The organism is Schauerella aestuarii, from assembly GCF_009866805.1.
Classification (GTDB): domain Bacteria; phylum Pseudomonadota; class Gammaproteobacteria; order Burkholderiales; family Burkholderiaceae_B; genus Schauerella; species Schauerella aestuarii.
Genome location: NZ_SIZW01000041.1, coordinates 376,514 through 396,824, shown reverse-complemented (window position 1 = coordinate 396,824; position 20,311 = coordinate 376,514). Strand labels below are relative to the sequence as shown.

Here is a 20,311-nt window from a genome sequence, read left to right as displayed (position 1 = left end):
CCACAACCGGCATTGATAAGATGCCTCACCCTTAACGAATCGATGAGCAGAACTGCGCAATGGCACAGCTTCGACTTGATAGCCTCGAGATTTTCGCCACGATCGTGCGCTGCGGCAGCTTTCGCGCGGCAGCCAGTGAGCGCGGCATATCGTCCTCGGCGTTGAGCCAAAGCATGAATGCACTCGAGACGTCATTGGGGATACGGTTGCTCAATCGCACCACGCGCAGCGTGGCACCAACGGAGGCCGGTGCGCGGCTGCTCGATCGGCTGGCGCCGGCGCTGCGCGACATCCATGTCGCGGTCAATGACCTGGATCAATTGCGCACCAGCCCGACGGGCACCTTGCGGATCAACGCGCCCGGACCCGCGGTGGATCATGTGCTGTGTCCGCTCGTCTTCGACTTCATGCAGGTACATCCCGACGTCAAGGTCGAACTCATCAGCGATGCGGCCTTAGTGGATATCGTCGAGCAGGGATTCGATGCCGGGGTACGGTTCGGCAAGCAGCTCGCGCAGGACATGATCGCCATGCCCTTGGGGCCACCGTTGCGCTATGCCATCGTGGCCTCGCCGCAGTACGTGCAGCGCCGCGGCGTGCCGACAGTACCCGATGCGCTCGCCGCGCACGATGCGATCCGCCGCCGATTTCCGAGTGGCACGCTCGTCTCATGGGCGTTTGAAAAAGACGGCACGTCGTTGAACGTCGTACCGCAGGGCCGCCTCACATTGAGCTCGGCACATCAGGAGCTGCAGGCTGCTCTGGCCGGCCAGGGGGTGGCCCATCTTCTAGAGGATTACGTCAGCGAGCCGGTACGTGAGGGCAAGCTGGTGCGGCTATTGGAAGACTGGAGCCCCACCTTGCCCTGCTGGTATCTCTATTATCCGAATCGGCGTCACGCCAGTGCAGCGATGAGTGCCTTTCTCGAGCACGTGCGGCGCGCCTATGGCCATCAGGACGCGCCCGGTGCCGAAGCGCCGGTCGCGTAAGCGGGCGTCTGCTTTCAAGTAAGCAGGTATCAGCTTTCAATCAAGGCGCTATCGTCTGCGCAATGTTGTATACGGCGGTTGTGCCGCTGACTTCATTGCCGACGATCAACAAGGCGCTGCCCGTGGGTGACTGGGCGGCCGACACGAACGTCAACCCTTCCGGCCCCAGATCGCCCGCGGTGCTCAGCACCGTCGACGGATCAGCAGTCGTCCAGTCGCTGCGCGTGTTGTAGTAATCGACAAAGGTGGGTGCGGTGGGATTGGTGACGTCGTAGACCATGATGCCGCCCATGCGCTCCAGGCCGATGAAGGCGAAGGTTTTGTTGCCGATCTTGCCCAATGCCACGCCTTCGGGCTCCGGGCCTTTGGCATCGCTGCGCGAGTCTTGCGCATCGCCCTCGTCGTGACCCGAATTGAAATACAGCTTGCAGTCGATGTCGCGGTTGGGGCCCACCTTGCACGTGTCGCCGGCCAGATAGCGCTCGAACTGTTCACCGGAGTCCCACACCAGCGCGCCATCCTCATCGCGGATCGAGAACGATCGGCCGCCGAAGGCATACAGCGCGTCGTACATCAACCGGTCGCCGCTCGCATCCTGGGCACCGGCGGCATTGAACATAACCGGATTGCCGCTGGCGTCCTGGCGATAGCCCATCGTCCACGTCACATTGAGACGGCCCAGCACATCGTCATCACGGCATTTGCCGGGGTCGCCGGGCTTGGCGCCGCAATAAGCGAAGACATCCGGGTTGAGCAATGCGCCGGCCGCCAACGCGCGCAATTGCGGCGGCAGATCGTCGCCGCGGCGGCGATCGAAGCCGCTACGGTGCACCAGATGCTTCACGCGGAATTCCTCAACGAAACCCTTGCTCGCGTCGAAGCCACCGAAGTAGTCCGGATTGTCTTCACCCCAGGCCCGCGCATCGCCTTCATTGGCGGTGACGAGATAGGTCTTGCCGCCCACCGCATACGAAGCGATGGCATCGGGCATGTACATGCCCTTCACGCCGGCGAAGGTGCTGATGTTGATGCCGACCGGTTCGTCGCTGGCGTCCAGCGCGTTGGCTTCCAGACCATGATCCTTGAAACCCAATGCCGAGATGGCCGTGACCGTAGCGCTGCCGATATCGATGCGCGCCAGGGCATTGTTTTCTTGCAGCGCAACCCACGCGGTGCGGCTATCTGCGGAGACGGCGATGTACTCCGGTTCCACATCCTGCGCCACCGTGGCATTGGGGCCGAAGATGCGTACCCCTGCGGCGCGCAGCTCGGCCGCCTTGCTGTTGAACGGCGTAAAAGCGGCGACGCGTGCCGTCGGCGCATTGAGGTCGCTCACATCGATGATGCTGACCGACCCCTCCGGATCGATCTGGTAATCGTCGCTGGGCTCGCCTTCATTGGCAACCAGCACATACTTGCCATCGGGGGTAAAGGTGAGCATATCGGGCAACGCGCCCACGCCCACCTGGCTGAGTTTTGCCAGGGTATCGGCGCGGTAAAACGCGACGAATCCCGGATCGGTTTTCACGGCCGATTCGATGGCGAGCGCAACGATGCCATCGCGCAGGGACACACTGTTGACGGTGGCGCCCGGGGCGATGCTCGTGGCGTCGATCGAGCCGATCAACGTGGGATTGGCGGGGTCTAGCGTGTTCAGCACGTCGACCATGCCCTTCTGGGCGTTGACGATGAACGTGCGTTTGCTCGCCGGATCGAACGCGGGAATTTCTGCCGCGCTCACGCCGAAGGCGCCTGCCGAATAACGGCCCGCAAAGGCGAGGGAGATCGTTTGCGGGGTGGCTTCTACGGGCACTTCCGGTTCGGGCTCGGGTTCCGGCTGCGGTTGTTCGGGCTCGGGTGCCGGCGTTTCGGTCACAGGCGGCTGGGTGACCGGCGGCGTGGTCTCCGGCGGCACGACCACCGGCGGCGTGACGATGGGCGTTTCCGGCGCTGTCACGGGCGGCGTGGCGGGCGCATCGTCGTCATCGCCACCGCAAGCTGCCAGCGGCAGCGTGATTGCGCAAACGATCAGGCCGCGCGCGATGGCGGTCGGTAGAAAACGGAAAGGCAGCGGATAGCGGGGCATGTGACGGCGTGCGTGCGAGTTTGAAGGTGCGCCATACTGACTGTCGTTCATGATAGTTTCATGACGGGAAGCTGAAAGCAGCCGCTGAGAGACGGTTGAAGCAGGGTGAGACGCCAGTGCCGCATCCCTCTTTCGATTTTTCTTCGAGTGCGTTGGCCGTTCGGCCGCAACGTCTGATGCCATCGCAAGAATCGGAGTGTGCGTAAGTTCCGTGCCCGCCACACTGGCGTCACCTCTACTCGGTGCCGTCATGATTCCCCACCCGCTTACTGTTGACGAACAACGCTCCCGCACTGGCGCCACGGCGTTTCGCCGGCTCGTGCAATCCAACTTCGCCGCGCAGTTTTCCGAACAGATCGCGCTGGCCGCTGCCCCGCTCGCGGCGGTGCTGGCCTTCGGTGCCACGGCCGCCCAAACGGGCGCGCTGCAAACCGCGCAAACGCTGCCCTTCCTGCTCTTCGCGCTACCGGCAGGCGTACTCGCGGATCGTTACGCCCGGCGCACGCTGATGGTGACTGCCGAAGCGTTGCGCGCGGGCGCCCTCCTTGCCATTGTGGCATTGCTGGCGGCGCAAGCGCTCGGGCTAAATGGGTTGGCCTTGTTAGGATTCGTCGGCGCCGCCGGCACAGTGCTCTATAGCGTGGCGGCGCCGGCATTGGTGCCGCAACTGGTGCCGCGCGCGCAATTGACCGCTGCCAATCGTTCGATCGAACTGGCACGCAGCACCGCGTTTGTGGCGGGGCCGGCCGCCGGAGGAAGCTTGGTCGGCATGATGGGGGCGCCGGCCGCATATGTGCTGGCGACCGCGCTCTCGATCGTCGCGCTGTTGCTGTTGCTGCGCTTGCCGCACGCCACGACCCGCGGGTTCCTGTCGCCTGCTTCCACCGATTCGCCGGCATCCGCTGATGCCGCTGCATCGTCGTTACCCAATGCACACACGCAATGCCAACCGCCTCGCAAGCACGTCTGGCACGATCTGCGCGACGGCGCGGCATTCGTGTGGACCCAACCGCTGCTGCGACCGCTATTGATTGGATCGACGTTCTTCAATACCGCGTGGTTCATTCTGCAGGCGGTGTATGTGGCGTACGCGATCGACCGGCTCGGATTGAATGCGACCGGGGTCGGGCTGACATTGGGCAGCTATGGCGCGGGGATGGTCGCGGGTGCCCTGCTTGCACCGGCGCTATCGAAACGGGTGTCGTTCGGCACGATGATCATGGTCGGTCCGGCAAGTGCCTTGCTGGCGTCGTTGCTGATGTTGACGACGTCGACCATGGCCGCGGCGACCCTTGCCGCCGTGGCCATGTTTCTGTTCGGTGCCGGTCCGATTTTATGGACGATCGCTACCACCACGCTTCGGCAAACGGTCACGCCCAATGCGATGCTGGGTCGTGTGTCGTCGGTCATTCTTGCCGCCACCTACGGCTCGCGCCCGATCGGCGCGGCGATCGGCGCGCTCCTCGCGGCACGCTTCGGCGTCGACGCGTGCCTGTGGGCATCCAGCGTATTCTTCGTGGTGCAGTTTGCGGTGATTGGCCGCTCGCCTGCACGAGGCTTGAAGACATTGCCGGCTAACGATTGAGCGGCAGTTCAGCCGAGTATGCCGTCTCACACCGAACCCGCGAAAGTGGCAACGCTCGCCGCATCCATCCCCAGCACCTCGCGCAACACTTCTTCGGTGTGCTCGCCGAGCATCGGCGGCGCGCGGCGGTACTGCACGGGCGTGTCCGAGAACCGCAACGGGCTGGCCGTGACCGATGCGCGCCCGGCCAGGGGATGCGTCATCTCCTGGCGCAGTCCGCGGGCCTGCACCTGCGGGTTGTCGAAGACCTGTTCGATATCGTTGATCGGCCCGCACGGCACACCCACGGCTTCCAGCTTTTGCAGCCACGCGTCGCGCTTGCCTGACGCCATGATCGCGGTCAACCGCTCGATCAGCGCCACGCGATTGATCACACGCTGCTTATTGGTCGCATAGCGCGCATCGGTACCGAGTTCGACGGCGCCAATGATGGCGCAGAAGGCGCGAAACTGACTATCGTTGCCCACCGCCACGATGAGGTGGCCATCGCTCGCAGCAAACACCTGGTACGGCACCACATTCTGATGCGCATTGCCCGCGCGTTTGGGCGCCACGCCGGAGTTGAAGAAGTTGGAGTTCTGGTTGGCGAGCATCGCCACATGGCAGTCGAGCAAGGCGATGTCGAGATGCTGCCCCAGCCCACTGCGATGCCGCTCGGCGAGTGCGCCAAGAATGGCGACCGAAGCGTACATGCCGGTGACGATATCGGTAACGGCCACACCCGCCTTCTGCGGGCCGCCGCCCGGCAGATCGTCGCGCTCGCCGGTGATGCTCATCAGACCGGCCATGCCCTGGATCATGAAGTCGTAACCGGGCCGTTCGCGATAAGGGCCATCATGCCCGAAGCCGGTCACCGAGCAATAGATCAATGCCGGATTGATCGCCTTCAATGCGTCGTAGTCCAGGCCGTATTTCTTCAAGCCGCCCACTTTGTAGTTCTCGACCAGCACGTCGCTCTTGCGCGCCAGTTCGCGAATCAGATCGGCGCCTTCGGCGGTGGCGATATCCACTTCGATCGAGCGCTTGTTTCGGTTGGTGCTCAAGTAATACGCCGCTTCGGAGGTGTCCTGCCCTGCATCGTCTTTCAGATAGGGTGGCCCCCAGCCACGTGTGTCGTCGCCGCTGCCGGGTTTTTCGACCTTGATCACATCCGCGCCCAGATCGGCGAGGTTTTGCGTGCACCACGGACCCGCCAGAATGCGGCTCAGGTCCAGCACACGAATATCGGAAAGCGGGCTGCTGCGTGTTGTCGTCATTTAAAGGCCTTCGTTATAAGTTGCCGTGCCGTGACTGAGCACGACCTTGTCTCGCGCCGGCACGCGCGCCAGCAGGCGCACCCGTCCGGGCCCGTCTTGCCAGAGATCGACTGCCAGCGTCTCGCCCGGATACACCGGCGCCGAAAAGCGCAGGTCGAGTCCGGTCAATCGCTGCGCGTCGTGCCCGCAATAGGTTTGCACGACGGCCTGCGCCGCCACCCCATAGGTCGCCAACCCATGCAGGATCGGGCGCGGATATCCGGCTTGCCGCGCCACGTCGGGATCGATGTGCAGCGGATTGGGATCGGCCGATAACCGATAGATCAGCGCTGCACGCGGTGAGATCGCCAGCGTGACGGTTCGGTCGGGCGGCGTATTGGGGGTGGGAGGCAATGGCGGCGGGCTCTCGTCGCCCTGCCCGAATCCGCCATCGCCACGGCAGAACGTGGTTTGCGAAATCGTGGCGATCTTCTCGCCGTTCCCGCCCAGCAACGTGCGCTCGCTCACCACCAGCGCGCCGCGCTCGGGGCCTTTGTCGATCACATGCGTCACACGCGTTTTGGCCGTGACGGTACCGGCGGCAGGCAACGGGCAATGCATCTGCAGCCGTTGCTCGCCATGCACGAGTCTCACCCAGTCGATTTCAGCCCGCGGATCGCGCATCCAGAAGCCGGGATAGGCCAGCACCACGCTTTGCGTGGGAAACGCGCGCAGATTGGCTTCATACACATACGCCAACTGCCGCGTATCCATCGGATCCGCGCCAAGCCCGATGCCCAGGGCATACAGGATGGTGTCCTTCTCGGTGTAGGTCTGTTCGACTGTGGGAAAGTCCCATTGCTTGATCGTGTCGTATTTCACGCGTTCGACTCCCTGGATCGCAATCCTTCGGATAAGCCGGCCTTGCCGTGCCGCCGCACGGCAAGTGCGATCGGCAACGCTTGCATCACGGCATATCGGTAGCCGTAAAGGCAGGGTTTCGCAAAGCCAAAACCCGAATGACGGTGCGCAGTAAATAATGGCCGTCTATCGCGTCCGCATGCGGCGCGATGAACGGGATGCGGCCCCCCAACGTCACCCGGCGATGGGCAAGCGGCACTCATATGGAGACCACAATCATGACCGACCTCAACCGCCGTCACGTATTGACCGCTTTGGCTGCCGCGTGCGGGAGCGCCATGTTGCCCACATGGGCGCGCGCTGCCGACTGGCCCACCCATGCCGTGAACTTCGTGGTGCCCTTTCCGCCGGGTGGCCCGGTGGACGTCACCGCGCGTTTCGTCACGCAGCCGCTGGGCCGGCGCTGGCGCCAACCGACCGTGGTCGACAACAAAGCCGGCGCCGGCGGCATCGTTGGCGCGCAACTGGCCGTCCGCGCCGAGCCCGACGGCTACAACTTTTTCTTCGCGTCGATCCATCACACGGTGCTGCCCAGCCTGCGCAGCGACCTGAGCTATGACGTCACGCGTGACTTCGCGCCCGTGGGCATGGTGGCGATCTTTCCGATCATCCTCGTGGTCAACCCCTCGTTGCCGGTCAAGAGCGTGAAAGAGCTGATCGCTTACGCCCGGGCGAATCCGGGCAAGCTCTCCTTCGGCTCGTCGGGCACGGGCGGCGGCACGCACCTGGCAGGCGAACTCTTCAACAGCATGGCGGGCATCAAGATCCAGCATGTGCCTTATCGCGGCAGCGCGCCGGCCATGCAGGATCTGCTGGGCGGGCAGGTGCAGGTGATGTTTGCCGATGGCCCAAGTGCCGTGCCGCACATCAAGACAGGCCGGGTGCGGGCGCTGGGCGTGGGCAATCTGGAGCCTTCGGCGCTGGTCCCCGACGTGCCGACGATCGCCGCCGAAGGCCTGGCCGGCTACGAAGCGTATTCGTGGACGGGATTGCTCGCGCCGGCCAAAACGCCAAAGGCGGTCATCGACCGCGTCAATGCCGATCTGGTCGCGGTCATGTCCGATCCGGAACTGGCCAGGAACATGATCGCGGCAGGCGCGGAACCCAAGCCCGGCACCCCCGCCGAATTTGGCCAGTTCATCGGCGCCGAACTGGCCAAATGGGCCAAGGTGATCAAAGCCGCCGATATCAAGATCGAATAGCGCCCGCGTCATCACTCCGCCTTGATGCCGGCTTTCTTGATCACGTCTTCCCACAGCGCGTACTCGTTGGCGATGCGCTTTTGCAAGACAGCCGGCCCACCGTTGTCGATGGTGTAGCCGCCGTCGATCATCGACTTCCTGAATGCGGGATCCGCGGATACGTCGGCCAGGGCCTGCGTGAGTTTGGCGGCGATGTTGGCCGGCAAGGCCTTGGGCCCCACCAGCGCATACCAGCCGGTCACTTCGTAGTCCGGAATACCCGCTTCGATCATCGTGGGCACATCGGGCAGCTCGGGATTGCGTGTGCGCGACGTCACCGCCAGCGCGCGCGCCTTGCCGCTCTTGATGAAAGGAATCGCCGTACTCGTGATGTCGAACATGAAGGTGATCTTGCCGCTGACCACATCCAGCATGGCAGGCGAATTGCCGCGATAAGGCACATGCAGCATGGGCGCATTGGATTTGATCTTCATCAGCTCGGCCGACAAATGATTCGAGGCGCCAATGCCGGCCGACCCGAACGACACGGCTTGCGGATTGGCACGGGCCGCGTCGACCAGTTCCTTCACCGACGTGGCCGGCGATTGCGGGCCGATCACGAGCACATTCGTGTAGTTGACGATCAACCCCAGATAACTGAAGTCGCGGCGAGGATCGAAGTTTTCCGTTTTCTGTACCAGCGGCGACATGGTCATCGTGGGGCTGGCCGCGAAATAGAGCAGGTAGCCATCGGCCGGCGCATTCGTGACGGCCTGCGCACCGATGATGCCGCTCGCGCCCGACCGGTTTTCCACCACCACCGTCTGCCCGAGCTTATCGCCCAGATACTTCGAGAAGACACGCGCGGTGGTGTCCACCGGACCTCCCGGCGCATAACCCACGACCAGCCGGAGGGGCCGGTCGGGCCAGTCGGCGGCGTGCGCCACAGGTACTGTCATCAACGCGACTACCACGGCCGCACCGGCCGAAATGCCCTTGAACGTCATGCCCTGTCTCCTCAACCCATGGTTGGGTTGCTCTTATATGTGCCACCGCAATCGAGTGCCGTGGGCGTCTTGAAATCAAAGTGTGTTGGCCGTCCCCAAAATAGCGGTGGACTGGCTCGACAAGGTGCCGCCGTTGCCGTGTACGACCGCCAGTTGCGCATCGTCGATCTGACGCTCACCCGCTACGCCGCGCAATTGCCGCACGGCTTCGATCATGATGAAGATGCCGTACATGCCAGGGTGGATGCACGACAACCCGCCGCCATTGGTGTTGACCGGCAACCGCCCGCCCGGCGCGATTGCACCGCCGCTCACGAACGCACCCCCTTCGCCCTTTTTGCAGAAGCCCAGATCTTCAAGAAAGAGAATGGTGTTGATCGTGAAAGCGTCGTACACCTCCACCACATCGATATCGGCGGGCGTGACGCCGGCCATCGCAAAGGCGCGCCGGCCCGACTCCTGCGCGGCGGTGATCGTCAGATCGTGCATCGACGAAATCTGGCGATTCCAGACCGCCGTCGCATTGCCCAGCACATACACCGGCTTTTGCGGCAGATCGCGGGCGCGGTCGGCACGCACGAGCACGTAGGCCCCTGCGCCGTCGCTCACCAGACAGCAGTCGCGCACCGTCAGGGGATCGGACACCATCCGCGCGCCCAGAATCTTGTCCAGCGTGAGCGGCTCGCGCGCCAGCGCTTCCGGATTGCGCTGTGCCCATTGATTGGCGGCCAACGCCACCTCGGCCAATTGCTCGCGCGTCGTGCCGTACTGGTGCATGTGACGCGCCGCCGCCAGCGCGTACGAACTGATCGGCGACAAGGGGTCGTACGGCGCCTCGTACGGTTGCGGATCCATGTGCTTGCGCATGCGCCCCACTTCCGCCCGGTTGACGGTGGACGTGCGCTGCGTGCTGCCGTAGCACACCAGCACGGCGTTGCACTGCCCGCTCGCCAGGGCTTGAATCGCCGGCATGATGTGCGCCACGAAACTCGATCCGCCCAGCATGGTGCTGTCGATGAACGTGGGCCGAATGCCCAGATGCTCGATCACCGGCATCACCCACATGGTGGCCGCGACACTGGCCGTGCAGATGCCGTCGATATCCTGCATGGTCAGGCCCGCGTCGGCCACCGCGTGCTGCGCCGCCTGCACAAGGATCTCCATTTCGGTGAAGCCGGTGGCATCGCCCAGGCCGGCCTGCCCCACCCCTGCGATCGCGACATCACCTCTCAAGGATTCGATGGTCACTGCTGTTCTCCCTGGCGGGTAAAAACCAGCAAGCCGTGTCCGTCGACCTGATCGACGCGGGCCTGCACCTTCATGCCGATGCGCACGTCGGCGGGCGGCATTCCTTCCACTCGCGACATCAGACGCACGCCTTCCTGCAGGTCGATCAGGGCCACGTTATAGTCGCCGCCGGCGTCGGCCTTGCGGCGCACCACGGTAGTCGAATACACGATGCCGGCACCGGTGGGTGCGATCCAGGTGAGATCGACGCTGCCGCAATGCGGACACAGCATGCGGGGAAAGAACACCGCCCGATCGCAGGCCACGCAATGCTGGATCAGGAACTGCCCGCTGTCCAACGCAGTGCGGTAATGCAGATCGGCGCCCTGCGGCATCGCGGCGGACTCAGTATTCGGCATGGCTCGTCTTCAAGAGAGGAACAGAACGTCGAGTTTTGCGTATCCGTTGCGCGCTTGACCATTCTTCATTGCTTAACCGGGCCTTCCGGACACACGAAGCGTCGCCATCGTGGGCGACCGGCCCGGATTGCCTGCTGACGCGTGTCAGGCATTTGCCAGGCACACCATTCGGCTCAGGATAAGCGCGTGTTCCAAAAAGGGAAATTGCGCCCCACCCCACCCTGGGACTAGATTGGAGAAGGAGGAGACACATCATGAATCTCAACTGGACGCCCGAAGAGCGTGCCTTTCGCGATACCGTGCGCGCATTCGTGGCTGACAAGCTGCCGGCGGATATCCGCGACAAGGTGATGCGCCATCGACGGCTTGAAAAAGACGATTACGTGCGCTGGCACCTGGCGCTGGCCGAGCAAGGCTGGGGCGCCCCCAATTGGCCGGTCGCCCATGGCGGCACCGGATGGAATGCCATGGAGCGCCTGATCTTCGAGGTGGAAACCTACAAGGCCGGTGCCCCGCGCCTCTTGCCGTTCGGCCTCACCATGATCGGTCCTGTACTGCTGAAGTACGGCAGTGACGAACAGAAAGCCCGACTGCTGCCTCGGATCGTCACGATGCAGGATTGGTGGTGCCAGGGATACTCCGAACCGGGATCGGGGTCCGACCTGGCCTCGCTCTCGACCCGGGCCGAGCGCGACGGCGACCACTATATCGTCAACGGTCAAAAGACGTGGACCACGCTGGCGCAGTACGCCGACTGGATGTTTTGCCTGGTACGCACGGATCCGCAAGCAAAGAAGCAGAGCGGCATCTCGATGCTGTTGATCGACATGCGCGCGCCGGGCGTCACGGTGCGCCCCATCACCACGCTGGACGGCGGGCACGACATCAATGAAGTCTGGCTGGAGAACGTGCGCGTGCCGGTCGGCGATCGCGTCGGCGAAGAAAACCAGGGCTGGACGTACGCCAAGTATCTGCTGGGGCACGAACGCACCGGCATCGCCGGCCTGGGGCATTGTTACCGCGAACTCGAGGTGCTCAAGTCGCTTTGCCGCCATCAGCAAACCGGCGACGGCGCAATGGCCGACGACGTGCGGATGAAGGACAAGATCGCGCAAGTCGAGATCGACATCGCCGCGCTGGAGATGCTGCTCCTGCGCGTCGCGGCCGCCAATGAGGGTGCGCCGGGCCCCGAGGCGTCGATCCTGAAGATCCGCGGCTCCGAGATCCAGCAGCAGCTCGCCCGCTTGCAGATGGAGGCCGCCGGCCCCGACGCCTGGGCCTACGATCCGCGCTGGATGATCGCCGACGATGCCGACGATGCGCCCGGTGACGACGTGGCCTGCGCCATGGGCGCGGGCTATCTCGACATGCGCAAGACCACGATCTACGGCGGCTCGACCGAGGTGCAAAAGAACATCATCGCGCGGATGCTGCTGGGGCTGTGACGCCGCCACCGCCCGATCGATAGCAAACCAAGCGAGAAGACAACCATGGATTTTGTATATAGCGAATCGCAGCGCATGCTGGCTGAAAGCCTGGAGCGATTGGTGCAGTCCGAATGGACGATGCCGAAACGACGCGCGCGCCAGGCGCAGGGCGTGGTGGATGCCGGCGCGTGGGAGACCCTGGCCGACATGGGCGTGTTGGGCCTCACGATCGCGCCGGCGTATGAAGGTTTTGGCGAAGACCCGTCGAGTCTGGTGCCGGTGCATCTGGCGCTGGGCCGCGGCCTGGTCGATGAACCCGTGATTCCCAGCGCCGTGATGGGCGCCGCGCTCATCGCCGCTACAGACAACGAAGCCCATCACGCCGCGCTGCTGCCTGGCGTGGCGCAAGGCACGGTCGTGCTCGCCGTGGCCTACCAGGAACCCAATCGCCGCTATCACACGCGGCCCATGTCGATGCATGCGACCGCGGCACCGGATGGCTATCGCCTCACCGGCCTGAAGAAACAGGTGTGGCACGGCGCTGCCGCCACCCATTGGATCGTGTCGGCGCGCACGGAAGAAGGTCGCACGGCGATTTTCGTGGTGCCCGCCGACACCGCTCATGTTCGCGTGATCGACGCGCCCACCTTCGATCGCAGCCGCTGTGCGGATATCGTGTTTGAGAACGCGCCTTTGCCGCACAGCGCCTTGCTGGTGGATGGGCGCGATGCCGATCGCGCGCTGGCCACCGGCATCGAATGGGGCATCGCTGCGCTCTCGATTCAAGCGGCGGGTGCGATGCAGCGCGCGATCGATCTCACGGCCACTTACCTGAAAGACCGGCGGCAATTCGGTCAGCCGCTGGCGTCGTTCCAAGCCTTGCAGCACCGCCTGGCCGACATGCTCGTGGCCAAGGAAATGGCACTGTCGATGGCTTACGTCGCGGTGGCCGCCTTGTCCGAGACGGATGCACCGCGCCGCGCGAAAATGATCTCGCAAGCCAAGATCGAAACCGCGCGTGCGGGCCGCTTCATCGGCGAGCAAGCCATTCAACTGCACGGCGGCATGGGCATGACCGACGAGATGGAAATCGGCGACTACTTCAAACGCTTGACCGCATTGGAACTGCTGCTCGGCGATACGTCCGAGCATTTTCGTATCCTGGAGACGCTGGCATGACGGGTCCGACTTCTACTGCTTCTGGTGCTTCTGCTGCTTATGGTGCCTCTGCTGCCGCCAAGGCTTCTGCAACGGCCGAAAACGACGGTCACGCGGGTCACTATGGCGCGATTGCCTTCGCGTACCGTCAAGGCGTGGGCGTGATCACGCTCGATCGGCCCGACCGGCTGAATAGTTTCACCGATGTAATGCACGGCGAACTCAAGCATGCCTTTGCGTTTCTGCAAGCGCAGCAGGATCTGCGTGGGGTCGTCATCACAGGCCGCGGACGCGGGTTTTGCGCGGGCCAGGACCTGAACGATCGCAAGCCGCTATCCGAAGGCGAGCGGCGCGACCTGAGCGCCGGACTGACGGCGCATTACGCGCCATTGATTCAAACCATCCGCGCGCTGCCGGTACCGGTGGTAGCGGTGGTCAATGGGGTGGCGGCCGGCGCCGGTGCCAGCGTGGCGCTCGCCTGCGATGTGGTGTTTGCCGTGGCGTCGGCGACCTTCATCCAGGCCTTCAGCAAGATCGGTTTGGTGCCGGATGCAGGCGGCACGTATTTTCTGCCGCGCCAGATCGGCACCGCACGGGCGATGGGCACCTTTCTATTTGGCGAACCGGTGAGTGCGGCGCAGGCTGAAGCCTGGGGCCTGATCTGGAAGTGCATCCCCGATGACGCCTACAGCCAGACGCTGGACGAAATCGTGAATCGGCTGGCCCTCGGGCCGACGCGCGCGTATGGCGGCACGAAGCAGTTGGTGCAGGCAAGCGCGGCCAACACGCTCTCGCAACAGCTCGATCTGGAGGCCGAGATTCAGAAAACGATGGGGTATACCGACGACTATCTGGAGGGTATGAAAGCGTTCGCCGAAAAGCGGCCGCCTGCGTTCAAAGGCAAGTAGGGCCAGGCGCATCGCGCCGGAGCCCGGCCGCAGACGTGTTCACGACGCGCGTCAGCCGCCACGGCGGCAGCGCTCGGAGCAGTACTTCACCTCGTCCCACACCTTTTCCCATTTCTTGCGCCAGGTAAACGGCAGGCCGCAGCGCACGCAGATTTTGGTGGGTAGGTCGCCCTTCTTGCGCATCTTCATCGACGCACCCAAAGCAGCAACGATACCGCACAGCGCGCGACACGACGGTCGAGGTCATCGTCAGCGATACCGCGCGAGCATGACGATGAAAACGGCACACCGTTCAGCGCCGCGCGCTGCACCGCATGATGCCGATGCGGTGCGACCGTCATGATCACTGATCAAGCTTGGCGAGCTTTCCTGCGCGCGCTTCAGCCACGGCAGCCGCCGCATCGTCGGCCAACAACAATCGCTGGTCAACGAGCTTATCCGCGGAAGCTTTGACGGCCGCCACATACGCGGCGTCGTCCGCATAACGCTCTTCGATCGACAAACGCGGATCCTTGCGCGCGATGCGCTCGGCGCGGGTCGCCGCAAAGGGGACGGCGCTGCCCATCTGCGTGCACAACCCTTCCGGATTGTTGCTCTTCGGATTCCAGCCCACGTAGGTGCCGCGCGGCGCCGCCACGATCGGCAGACGCAGTCCGCCGATCCCGTTGCCGTCGGCGTCCACACGCGGCATATAGAGCGGGTACTCGCCCTGTGCGATCGGCAAGCGGGCGCCCTCGGTGATCCGATGCGAGGCCACGTACGCCGCGCGATAGGGCAAACCGGGAATGGCGGGATACAAGCCTTGAGCCTGCGACAACGTACCCTGCGCACGCGTGGGATAACGGCTCGCCGGCGGCTGCGTGCCCACGGTCACCCACTGATTGAGTGCCGTCAACAAGGCCCGGGTGGCCGGCGCCGGGCTGACGGGGCTGGTGGGCAATGCGCACGTCGGCATCGCCTTGGAGACCGGGCTGGGGAAGTGCTGCGAGCCCACCACCATGAACGCGCGCACCTCGGCCGGCAACGGCAGATCGCGGCCGCGACCGTCGGTCACGAGCTGGCTGGCGTGCGACGCCCAGAATTCATATTCGGAATCGATCTGCACGATACGCGGGCACGTGTCGGTTGCGCGGCATTGCTGCAGCAAACCGTCTTGCTTACCCGTAAACGGATCGCGGCTCACCTCGTAGGCCGACGGAAACTGATCCACCGGATAGAGATCGTCGGCGTGCGGGCCGGGATTACGCGACAGTTGTGCGAAGCGCGTGTTGGTGAAGGTGCGGCGCGCGCCCGGAATCTGCAGCAGCAACCCGTCGAAAACCTGACGTCCCGCCTCGTCCTGGTTGAAGCCTTGATAGAGGTAGTCGCGCAGCACCCGGCCCGATTGCGACACACCCAAGCCGATCGTCTTGGCGATGGCCGGCTTGCCGTTCACCGCCAGGGGATTGGCGGACGTGACGTCATGCGTGAGAAACGCCGTCACGTCGCGGATCGCGGCAAAGCCCATCGCCATCGGCTTGGGATCGCGTGCGGTGTAGGTGAATTCATAGATCGTATCGACCGGCATGTTCTTGGGCCGTGCAATCTCGATCGTGTTGTCATCGATAAAGCGGAACGACAAGTCGGCGGGATTGCTACGGGCATCCAGGCGTTGCGCGCGCACGGTCAAACGGGCATGCGCTTGCGTGGCAGCCGGGTAGCTGAGCGCCACACGCTCGGTGGCACTCGCTTTCGTGAATACCCACTCATCGCGCGAGGCACCCGTCACGCCTGGGATCGTGGGCAGCACAATGCGCATGCCGGCATCCGCGGGCACGTCTTCCTGCCACCCCACCCACGCCAGCGTATAGCCTTGCGAAAGCAAAAACCCATTGCCGGCATCGCCCGCTTCTTTCAACCGGCTGCTGCCCGGCACGCTGCCCTCGTCGACCACGGCGCCGATCAATTTTCGGCCGCGGTTAGGGGCTTCGACGATCAGGGTGCCATTGGGCCTGGCGGGGCGCAGGATCACCACATCCGCACGCGCTTCCACGCGCCCGGCTGCGTTGCGCGGCGCCAGGCTCAGATCGGTGATACCCGCGTTGCGCGCGTCTTGCGGATCGAGTGCGATGGTGGCCACACCGGAGATTTTCTCTGCAGTGCCAGCCGGGCCGAACACACGGCCTTCCAAGGCCTGCGCGTCGCGCGTCTGCACGTCGAATGCAGTCACGGCCGCCTGCGCGGCGGGCGCGGCAAACAATGCCGAGACGAGGGCAAACACAGCAGTGGTTTGGATCGCAACGGGGCGACGCGAGATGGACGAGCGAATAGGCATCGAGATTCCTTCAACCAGAAAAAGAGAAAAGGCCAGGAGGCGGCGATGCGCCGCACCTCCTGACCTGAATAAGGGGATTAAGCGCCCGCGTTGTCGAACGCGAGCGCCATGGCGGCGGGCGACTGGCCACGCGGGGACGTCATCTGCGCGCGTTCGGGTGCATGGGCGTGCGCGCCGGCATGCGCGGCTGCGCCCGGCACTTTAAAGGCCGACACCGACTCATGCAATCGCGACACCTGATCTTCCATCGTCGCGGTCACGGCGGCCGCCTGTTCGACCAGCGCAGCATTCTGCTGCGTCATCTGATCCATTTGCGTCACGGCCAGGCTGACCTGTTCGATACCCGAGCTCTGCTCGTTGGATGCCACCGTGATTTCGCCCATGATGTCGGTCACGCGCTTGATGGCTTGAACGATCTCTTCCATCGTCTGCCCGGCCTGATTGACCAGCGTCGAGCCCGCACCCACCTTCGTCACGGAATCATCGATCAGCGCCTTGATTTCCTTGGCGGCTTGCGCGCTGCGCTGCGCCAGATTGCGCACTTCGCTGGCGACCACGGCAAAGCCCTTGCCCTGCTCGCCCGCGCGGGCGGCTTCGACGGCGGCGTTCAACGCGAGGATATTGGTCTGAAACGCGATGCTGTCGATCACGCTGATGATTTCGGCGATGCGGCGCGAGCTGTCGGTGATGCCGGCCATCGTGGTGACCACGTTGCCGACCACTTCGCCCCCCTTGGCGGCAATGCCCGACGCGGTTTGCGCCAGCGTCGCCGCTTGACCGGCGCTGCCGGCATTTTGGCGCACGGTGGCTGTCAGCTCTTCCATGCTCGCCGCGGTTTCTTCCAACGAGGCGGCCTGCTCTTCGGTGCGAGACGACAAGTCGATGTTGCCGGCCGATATCTCGCGCGCAGCGACGTTCAGGCTATCCGTGCCTTCACGAATCGCGCCGATCGTGTGCGCCAGATTGTGCTGCATGCGGCTCATCGCATACATCATGCTCGACGTATCGTTTGCACCCACCGCCACGCGTTGCGTGAGATCGCCCGACGCGATGCGTTGCGCGATCGCCGCAGCTTCCGACGGATCGCCACCCAGGCTGCGCGTCACGCTGCGGTTGATCAGCATCATCACGATCGTCACCAGTGCGCCGATCACGGCCAGGATGATGAGCGCCTTGATCAGGTTGCTGTAGAACGCCGTTTGCACGTCATCAACCAGCACGCCCGACGAAATGAACCAGTCCCACGGCTGGTAGTACGACACGAAGCTGATCTTGAGCGCACGGTCTTCGGCATTCGTCGACTTCGCCGCCATGTACTCGACGAAACCCTGGCCGTCGCGCTTGCCGACGTCCACCATCTCCTGGTAGTACGCCTTGCCGTTGGTGTCCTTGCGGTCGCCCACGTTTTTGCCGATGATCGACGTGCCGTTGGGGTGCATCAGCAAGAGTGGCGCCGAATCCACCACGAACACGAAGTTGTCGCTGTCGTAACGCAGTTTGCGCAGTTGATCGAGCGCTTGTTTCTTGCCTTCTTCGGGCGTCAGCGTGCGGTTATTCACCTGGGCGGCGAAGCCCCCCACGATGCTGCTGGCCACTTCCACAATGCGCTCCAAGCCATCGCGACGCTCCTGCATCATGATGTCGCGTGCGTTCATGGCCGACCAGCCACCCAGCGCCAACAAGCCAACCCACATCAGCACCATCGCCAATCGCAGCTTGGACTTCAGACTCAACGTTTTCATTTCTCAGACTCGACTCGAATATCGGGCCTGCAATCGACGTGGCGGCCCGTGCGGACCAAGTGTCACCGCTCTGCACGATTCTCGAATGTGAGAAAAACAGCACGAACAACGGTTACTTATTGCAATGCAACACCGTCGCGGTGTGAGTCACACAGAGGGAAGGGCGACATCGTTGTCGACTCACGCGGCCTGGGGCTCATGTCGATCCACCGCGCACTGCCGTGCCCCCAACGCTTGGCGGCGCTGGTACCGGAGCACTGCCCCAGCGGGCGGCTCCGGCTTGCGGTGCGAACTCAATCCAGACCGGTCTGACGCTTGACCGAGTTCTCGTGCAGCGATTCGTTCAACTGATCCACCACGATTGCCCAGGCGGCGTCCGCGCCAAGTTGCTCGCCGATGAAGTGGCGCTGTGCATCGCTCCAGTACGGCGCATCGACGATGTTCACCTCGGACGCCAGTTGGCCATCCTTGATGAACGTGGCGATCGCTTCGTCGCTGTCGTCCAGTCCCAACTGCTGAAACAGCGTGGACATGCGGGGGGTCGTGTCATCCATATTCGGTCCTTTGCGCGCGAGCGCCAGCGTGATCTGAAGCGTCGTGTACAGCACGAATCGTTCCGCGCCGGCCCGCATCCGTGTCGCTGCGCGCCATTCACAAACGCATCATCGTTGCCGCGCGGCCGCCACCAGGCACTTTGCAAACGTGGCGGCCAACCCCTGGTCGTCGTCCCGCTTGCGCCCGACGATACCGATCTCGCGCTCGAAGGCGAGTTCGTCGAGGGTCGACCAGCCGATACCTGTCATATCGAGGCGCGCCGTGCGGGGCATCAATGCCACGCCCAAACCCTGACGCACCATGTTGCCGATCGCATCGATATCGTCCAGCTCCACCAACTCCATCACCGTAATGCGATGCCGGCGCAAGAACATATCCACCAGGCGCCCGCCGAACGAGGCCTTGTCGTAGCGCACGAACGCTTGCGTGGCGAGCGCTTCGCGCCAAGGCATATCGCCCAAATGCGCCGGCATCGCCAGACCGATCGGCTCGGACAGCAACGGCGTCCAATAGAGTTCGGGCGGCAGCGCGAAAGGCGGCAGAATCGCCACGGCCAAATCGATTTCGCCCGCATCCACTTGCCCCAGCAACGACAGCGATACACCGGGCAGCACCCGCACGCGCACATCGGGATGCGTGTCGCGCAGCATCCGCATGGCAGCAACGACGATATCCTGTTGCGCCGATGTGATCGCCCCCAGCCGCAGCAAACCCGAACGCGGCGCCCGCTCCTCGCCCGCTCCCATTCGATCGACCAGGGCAAGCGCGGCTTCGGCCTGGGGCAAGACGTCTCGACCGTACGCGTTGAGCTGCACCGATTTCGGCGTGCGCTCGAAAAGCGGTGCGCCAAGATATTCTTCCAGGCGCTTGATCTGGGCGCTGACAGCCGATTGCGTCAATCCGAGCCGCTGCCCGGCGCCGGTAAACGTGCCATCCCGCGCCACGGCGATAAAGGTCGCAAATTCTTTGAGCATCGATATATTTTATGGTGAGAACCAAAAAATATCATTTTTCAATCGAAAAAAACGCTCCTAAACTAGCGTCATCAGTTCCCCCCATTCAATTTGTCTTGAGAGTGCATCCATGAACACTGCCACCGCCCCCGCTCAATCGCTCGCCGGCCAAACGACCCTGCCGCCGTTTCACCTGGCCTTCCCGGTACGCGACATCGCCGAAGCCCGCGCGTTCTACGGCGAATTGCTGGGCTGTCCGGAAGGTCGCAGCTCCGAACACTGGGTGGACTTCAACTTCTACGGTCACCAGATCGTGGCCCACCTGTCGCCCGAAGAGTGCACCAGCGCCGGTGCCACCAGCGCAGTGGACGATCATCAAGTGCCCGTGCGCCACTTCGGCGCCGTGCTGCCGATGGCCACCTGGCAAGCCCTGGCCGACAAGCTGACGGCCGCCGGCACGAACTTCGTCATCAAGCCCTATATCCGTTTCAAGGGCGAGCCGGGCGAGCAAGCCACGATGTTCTTCATGGATCCGTCGGGTAACGCTCTGGAATTCAAGTCGTTTGCCGATCTGGGTTCGCTCTTCGCGAAGTAAGTCCCAGGC

18 protein-coding genes are annotated in these 20,311 nt (G+C 63.8%); 7 read left to right on the top strand and 11 right to left on the bottom strand.

The genetic code is table 11. The features are described from left to right. Positions 1-59 precede the first annotated feature (59 nt). Complete coding sequence (locus EYW45_RS12725) at positions 60-989, top strand: LysR family transcriptional regulator (RefSeq protein ID WP_161135779.1); 930 nt, start codon at positions 60-62, stop codon at positions 987-989. Positions 990-1,029: 40 nt separating this feature from the next. Here the strand turns inward: EYW45_RS12725 and EYW45_RS12720 are convergent, their stop codons facing one another. Next, positions 1,030-3,126, bottom strand: a complete 2,097-nt coding sequence (locus EYW45_RS12720) for a choice-of-anchor I family protein (protein ID WP_235939020.1) — start codon at positions 3,124-3,126, stop codon at positions 1,030-1,032. A 199-nt stretch (positions 3,127-3,325) separates the two neighbouring features. On the opposite strand from EYW45_RS12720, the gene EYW45_RS12715 reads away from it, so the two are divergent. Beyond that, positions 3,326-4,660: an MFS transporter gene (locus EYW45_RS12715; protein ID WP_161135778.1), complete on the top strand. Its 1,335-nt coding sequence runs from the start codon at positions 3,326-3,328 to the stop codon at positions 4,658-4,660. A 26-nt stretch (positions 4,661-4,686) separates the two neighbouring features. On the opposite strand, the gene EYW45_RS12710 is transcribed toward EYW45_RS12715, so the two are convergent. Then, positions 4,687-5,916, bottom strand: a complete 1,230-nt coding sequence (locus tag EYW45_RS12710; RefSeq protein ID WP_161135777.1) for a CaiB/BaiF CoA transferase family protein — start codon at positions 5,914-5,916, stop codon at positions 4,687-4,689. Then, positions 5,917-6,777: a MaoC/PaaZ C-terminal domain-containing protein gene (locus tag EYW45_RS12705; RefSeq protein ID WP_161135776.1), complete on the bottom strand. Its 861-nt coding sequence runs from the start codon at positions 6,775-6,777 to the stop codon at positions 5,917-5,919. A gap of 257 nt (positions 6,778-7,034) precedes the next feature. On the opposite strand from EYW45_RS12705, the gene EYW45_RS12700 reads away from it, so the two are divergent. Then, positions 7,035-8,018, top strand: a complete 984-nt coding sequence (locus EYW45_RS12700) for a Bug family tripartite tricarboxylate transporter substrate binding protein (protein ID WP_161135775.1) — start codon at positions 7,035-7,037, stop codon at positions 8,016-8,018. A gap of 11 nt (positions 8,019-8,029) precedes the next feature. Here EYW45_RS12700 and EYW45_RS12695 read toward each other — a convergent pair whose 3' ends face one another. The 3 genes from EYW45_RS12695 to EYW45_RS12685 all read right to left on the bottom strand — a co-directional run bounded on the left by EYW45_RS12695 (position 8,030) and on the right by EYW45_RS12685 (position 10,626). Continuing rightward, the gene (locus EYW45_RS12695; protein ID WP_161135774.1) at positions 8,030-9,004 is read right to left on the bottom strand and encodes a Bug family tripartite tricarboxylate transporter substrate binding protein; all 975 of its coding nucleotides are present in this window, start codon (positions 9,002-9,004) and stop codon (positions 8,030-8,032) included. A 75-nt stretch (positions 9,005-9,079) separates the two neighbouring features. After that, positions 9,080-10,252, bottom strand: a complete 1,173-nt coding sequence (locus EYW45_RS12690) for a thiolase (protein WP_161135773.1) — start codon at positions 10,250-10,252, stop codon at positions 9,080-9,082. Next, on the bottom strand, positions 10,249-10,626 hold the full coding sequence (locus EYW45_RS12685; RefSeq protein ID WP_407924924.1) for a Zn-ribbon domain-containing OB-fold protein: 378 nt from the start codon (positions 10,624-10,626) through the stop codon (positions 10,249-10,251). Before EYW45_RS12685 ends, EYW45_RS12690 begins: the two co-directional genes overlap by 4 nt. Positions 10,627-10,904: 278 nt before the next feature. On the opposite strand from EYW45_RS12685, the gene EYW45_RS12680 reads away from it, so the two are divergent. Genes EYW45_RS12680 through EYW45_RS12670 form a run of 3 tightly spaced genes read left to right on the top strand, consistent with a single transcriptional unit; the run spans position 10,905 to position 14,143 of the window. Next, complete coding sequence (locus EYW45_RS12680; RefSeq protein ID WP_161135771.1) at positions 10,905-12,095, top strand: acyl-CoA dehydrogenase family protein; 1,191 nt, start codon at positions 10,905-10,907, stop codon at positions 12,093-12,095. A 45-nt stretch (positions 12,096-12,140) separates the two neighbouring features. Beyond that, positions 12,141-13,256, top strand: coding sequence for an acyl-CoA dehydrogenase family protein (locus tag EYW45_RS12675; protein ID WP_161135770.1), 1,116 nt, complete (start codon positions 12,141-12,143; stop codon positions 13,254-13,256). Beyond that, positions 13,253-14,143, top strand: coding sequence for an enoyl-CoA hydratase-related protein (locus EYW45_RS12670; protein ID WP_161135769.1), 891 nt, complete (start codon positions 13,253-13,255; stop codon positions 14,141-14,143). The genes EYW45_RS12675 and EYW45_RS12670 overlap by 4 nt, the downstream gene beginning before the upstream one ends. Positions 14,144-14,194: 51 nt before the next feature. Here EYW45_RS12670 and EYW45_RS12665 read toward each other — a convergent pair whose 3' ends face one another. The 5 genes from EYW45_RS12665 to EYW45_RS12645 form a co-directional block, all read right to left on the bottom strand. Next, positions 14,195-14,332, bottom strand: a complete 138-nt coding sequence (locus EYW45_RS12665; protein WP_161135768.1) for a DUF2256 domain-containing protein — start codon at positions 14,330-14,332, stop codon at positions 14,195-14,197. A 154-nt stretch (positions 14,333-14,486) separates the two neighbouring features. After that, a complete protein-coding gene (locus EYW45_RS12660; RefSeq protein WP_161135767.1) occupies positions 14,487-16,457 on the bottom strand; it encodes an alpha/beta hydrolase domain-containing protein in 1,971 nt (656 codons plus the stop codon). Positions 16,458-16,534: 77 nt separating this feature from the next. Beyond that, positions 16,535-18,199 carry a methyl-accepting chemotaxis protein gene (locus EYW45_RS24865; protein WP_161135766.1) on the bottom strand — a complete coding sequence of 555 codons (1,665 nt, stop codon included), beginning with the start codon at positions 18,197-18,199 and terminating at the stop codon, positions 16,535-16,537. Between the two features lie 293 nt (positions 18,200-18,492). Then, positions 18,493-18,753, bottom strand: a complete 261-nt coding sequence (locus EYW45_RS12650) for a DUF2789 family protein (protein WP_161135765.1) — start codon at positions 18,751-18,753, stop codon at positions 18,493-18,495. Positions 18,754-18,861: 108 nt separating this feature from the next. After that, on the bottom strand, positions 18,862-19,728 hold the full coding sequence (locus EYW45_RS12645) for a LysR family transcriptional regulator (RefSeq protein ID WP_161135764.1): 867 nt from the start codon (positions 19,726-19,728) through the stop codon (positions 18,862-18,864). Positions 19,729-19,837: 109 nt separating this feature from the next. Between EYW45_RS12645 and EYW45_RS12640 the strand changes: the two genes are divergently transcribed. Continuing rightward, the gene (locus tag EYW45_RS12640) at positions 19,838-20,302 is read left to right on the top strand and encodes a VOC family protein (RefSeq protein ID WP_161135763.1); all 465 of its coding nucleotides are present in this window, start codon (positions 19,838-19,840) and stop codon (positions 20,300-20,302) included. Positions 20,303-20,311: the final 9 nt, after the last annotated feature.

Excerpts from the sequence above, each read along its gene's own strand:
- EYW45_RS12725 (WP_161135779.1), top strand. The coding sequence starts at position 60 with ATGGCACAGCTTCGACTTGATAGCCTCGAGATTTTCGCCACGATCGTG.
- EYW45_RS12720 (WP_235939020.1), bottom strand. The coding sequence starts at position 3,126 with ATGAACGACAGTCAGTATGGCGCACCTTCAAACTCGCACGCACGCCGT.
- EYW45_RS12715 (WP_161135778.1), top strand. The coding sequence starts at position 3,326 with ATGATTCCCCACCCGCTTACTGTTGACGAACAACGCTCCCGCACTGGC.
- EYW45_RS12710 (WP_161135777.1), bottom strand. The coding sequence starts at position 5,916 with ATGACGACAACACGCAGCAGCCCGCTTTCCGATATTCGTGTGCTGGAC.
- EYW45_RS12700 (WP_161135775.1), top strand. The coding sequence starts at position 7,035 with ATGACCGACCTCAACCGCCGTCACGTATTGACCGCTTTGGCTGCCGCG.
- EYW45_RS12695 (WP_161135774.1), bottom strand. The coding sequence starts at position 9,004 with ATGACGTTCAAGGGCATTTCGGCCGGTGCGGCCGTGGTAGTCGCGTTG.
- EYW45_RS12685 (WP_407924924.1), bottom strand. The coding sequence starts at position 10,626 with ATGCCGCAGGGCGCCGATCTGCATTACCGCACTGCGTTGGACAGCGGG.
- EYW45_RS12680 (WP_161135771.1), top strand. The coding sequence starts at position 10,905 with ATGAATCTCAACTGGACGCCCGAAGAGCGTGCCTTTCGCGATACCGTG.
- EYW45_RS12675 (WP_161135770.1), top strand. The coding sequence starts at position 12,141 with ATGGATTTTGTATATAGCGAATCGCAGCGCATGCTGGCTGAAAGCCTG.
- EYW45_RS12670 (WP_161135769.1), top strand. The coding sequence starts at position 13,253 with ATGACGGGTCCGACTTCTACTGCTTCTGGTGCTTCTGCTGCTTATGGT.
- EYW45_RS12665 (WP_161135768.1), bottom strand. The coding sequence starts at position 14,332 with ATGAAGATGCGCAAGAAGGGCGACCTACCCACCAAAATCTGCGTGCGC.
- EYW45_RS12660 (WP_161135767.1), bottom strand. The coding sequence starts at position 16,457 with ATGCCTATTCGCTCGTCCATCTCGCGTCGCCCCGTTGCGATCCAAACC.
- EYW45_RS24865 (WP_161135766.1), bottom strand. The coding sequence starts at position 18,199 with ATGAAAACGTTGAGTCTGAAGTCCAAGCTGCGATTGGCGATGGTGCTG.
- EYW45_RS12650 (WP_161135765.1), bottom strand. The coding sequence starts at position 18,753 with ATGGATGACACGACCCCCCGCATGTCCACGCTGTTTCAGCAGTTGGGA.
- EYW45_RS12645 (WP_161135764.1), bottom strand. The coding sequence starts at position 19,728 with ATGCTCAAAGAATTTGCGACCTTTATCGCCGTGGCGCGGGATGGCACG.
- EYW45_RS12640 (WP_161135763.1), top strand. The coding sequence starts at position 19,838 with ATGAACACTGCCACCGCCCCCGCTCAATCGCTCGCCGGCCAAACGACC.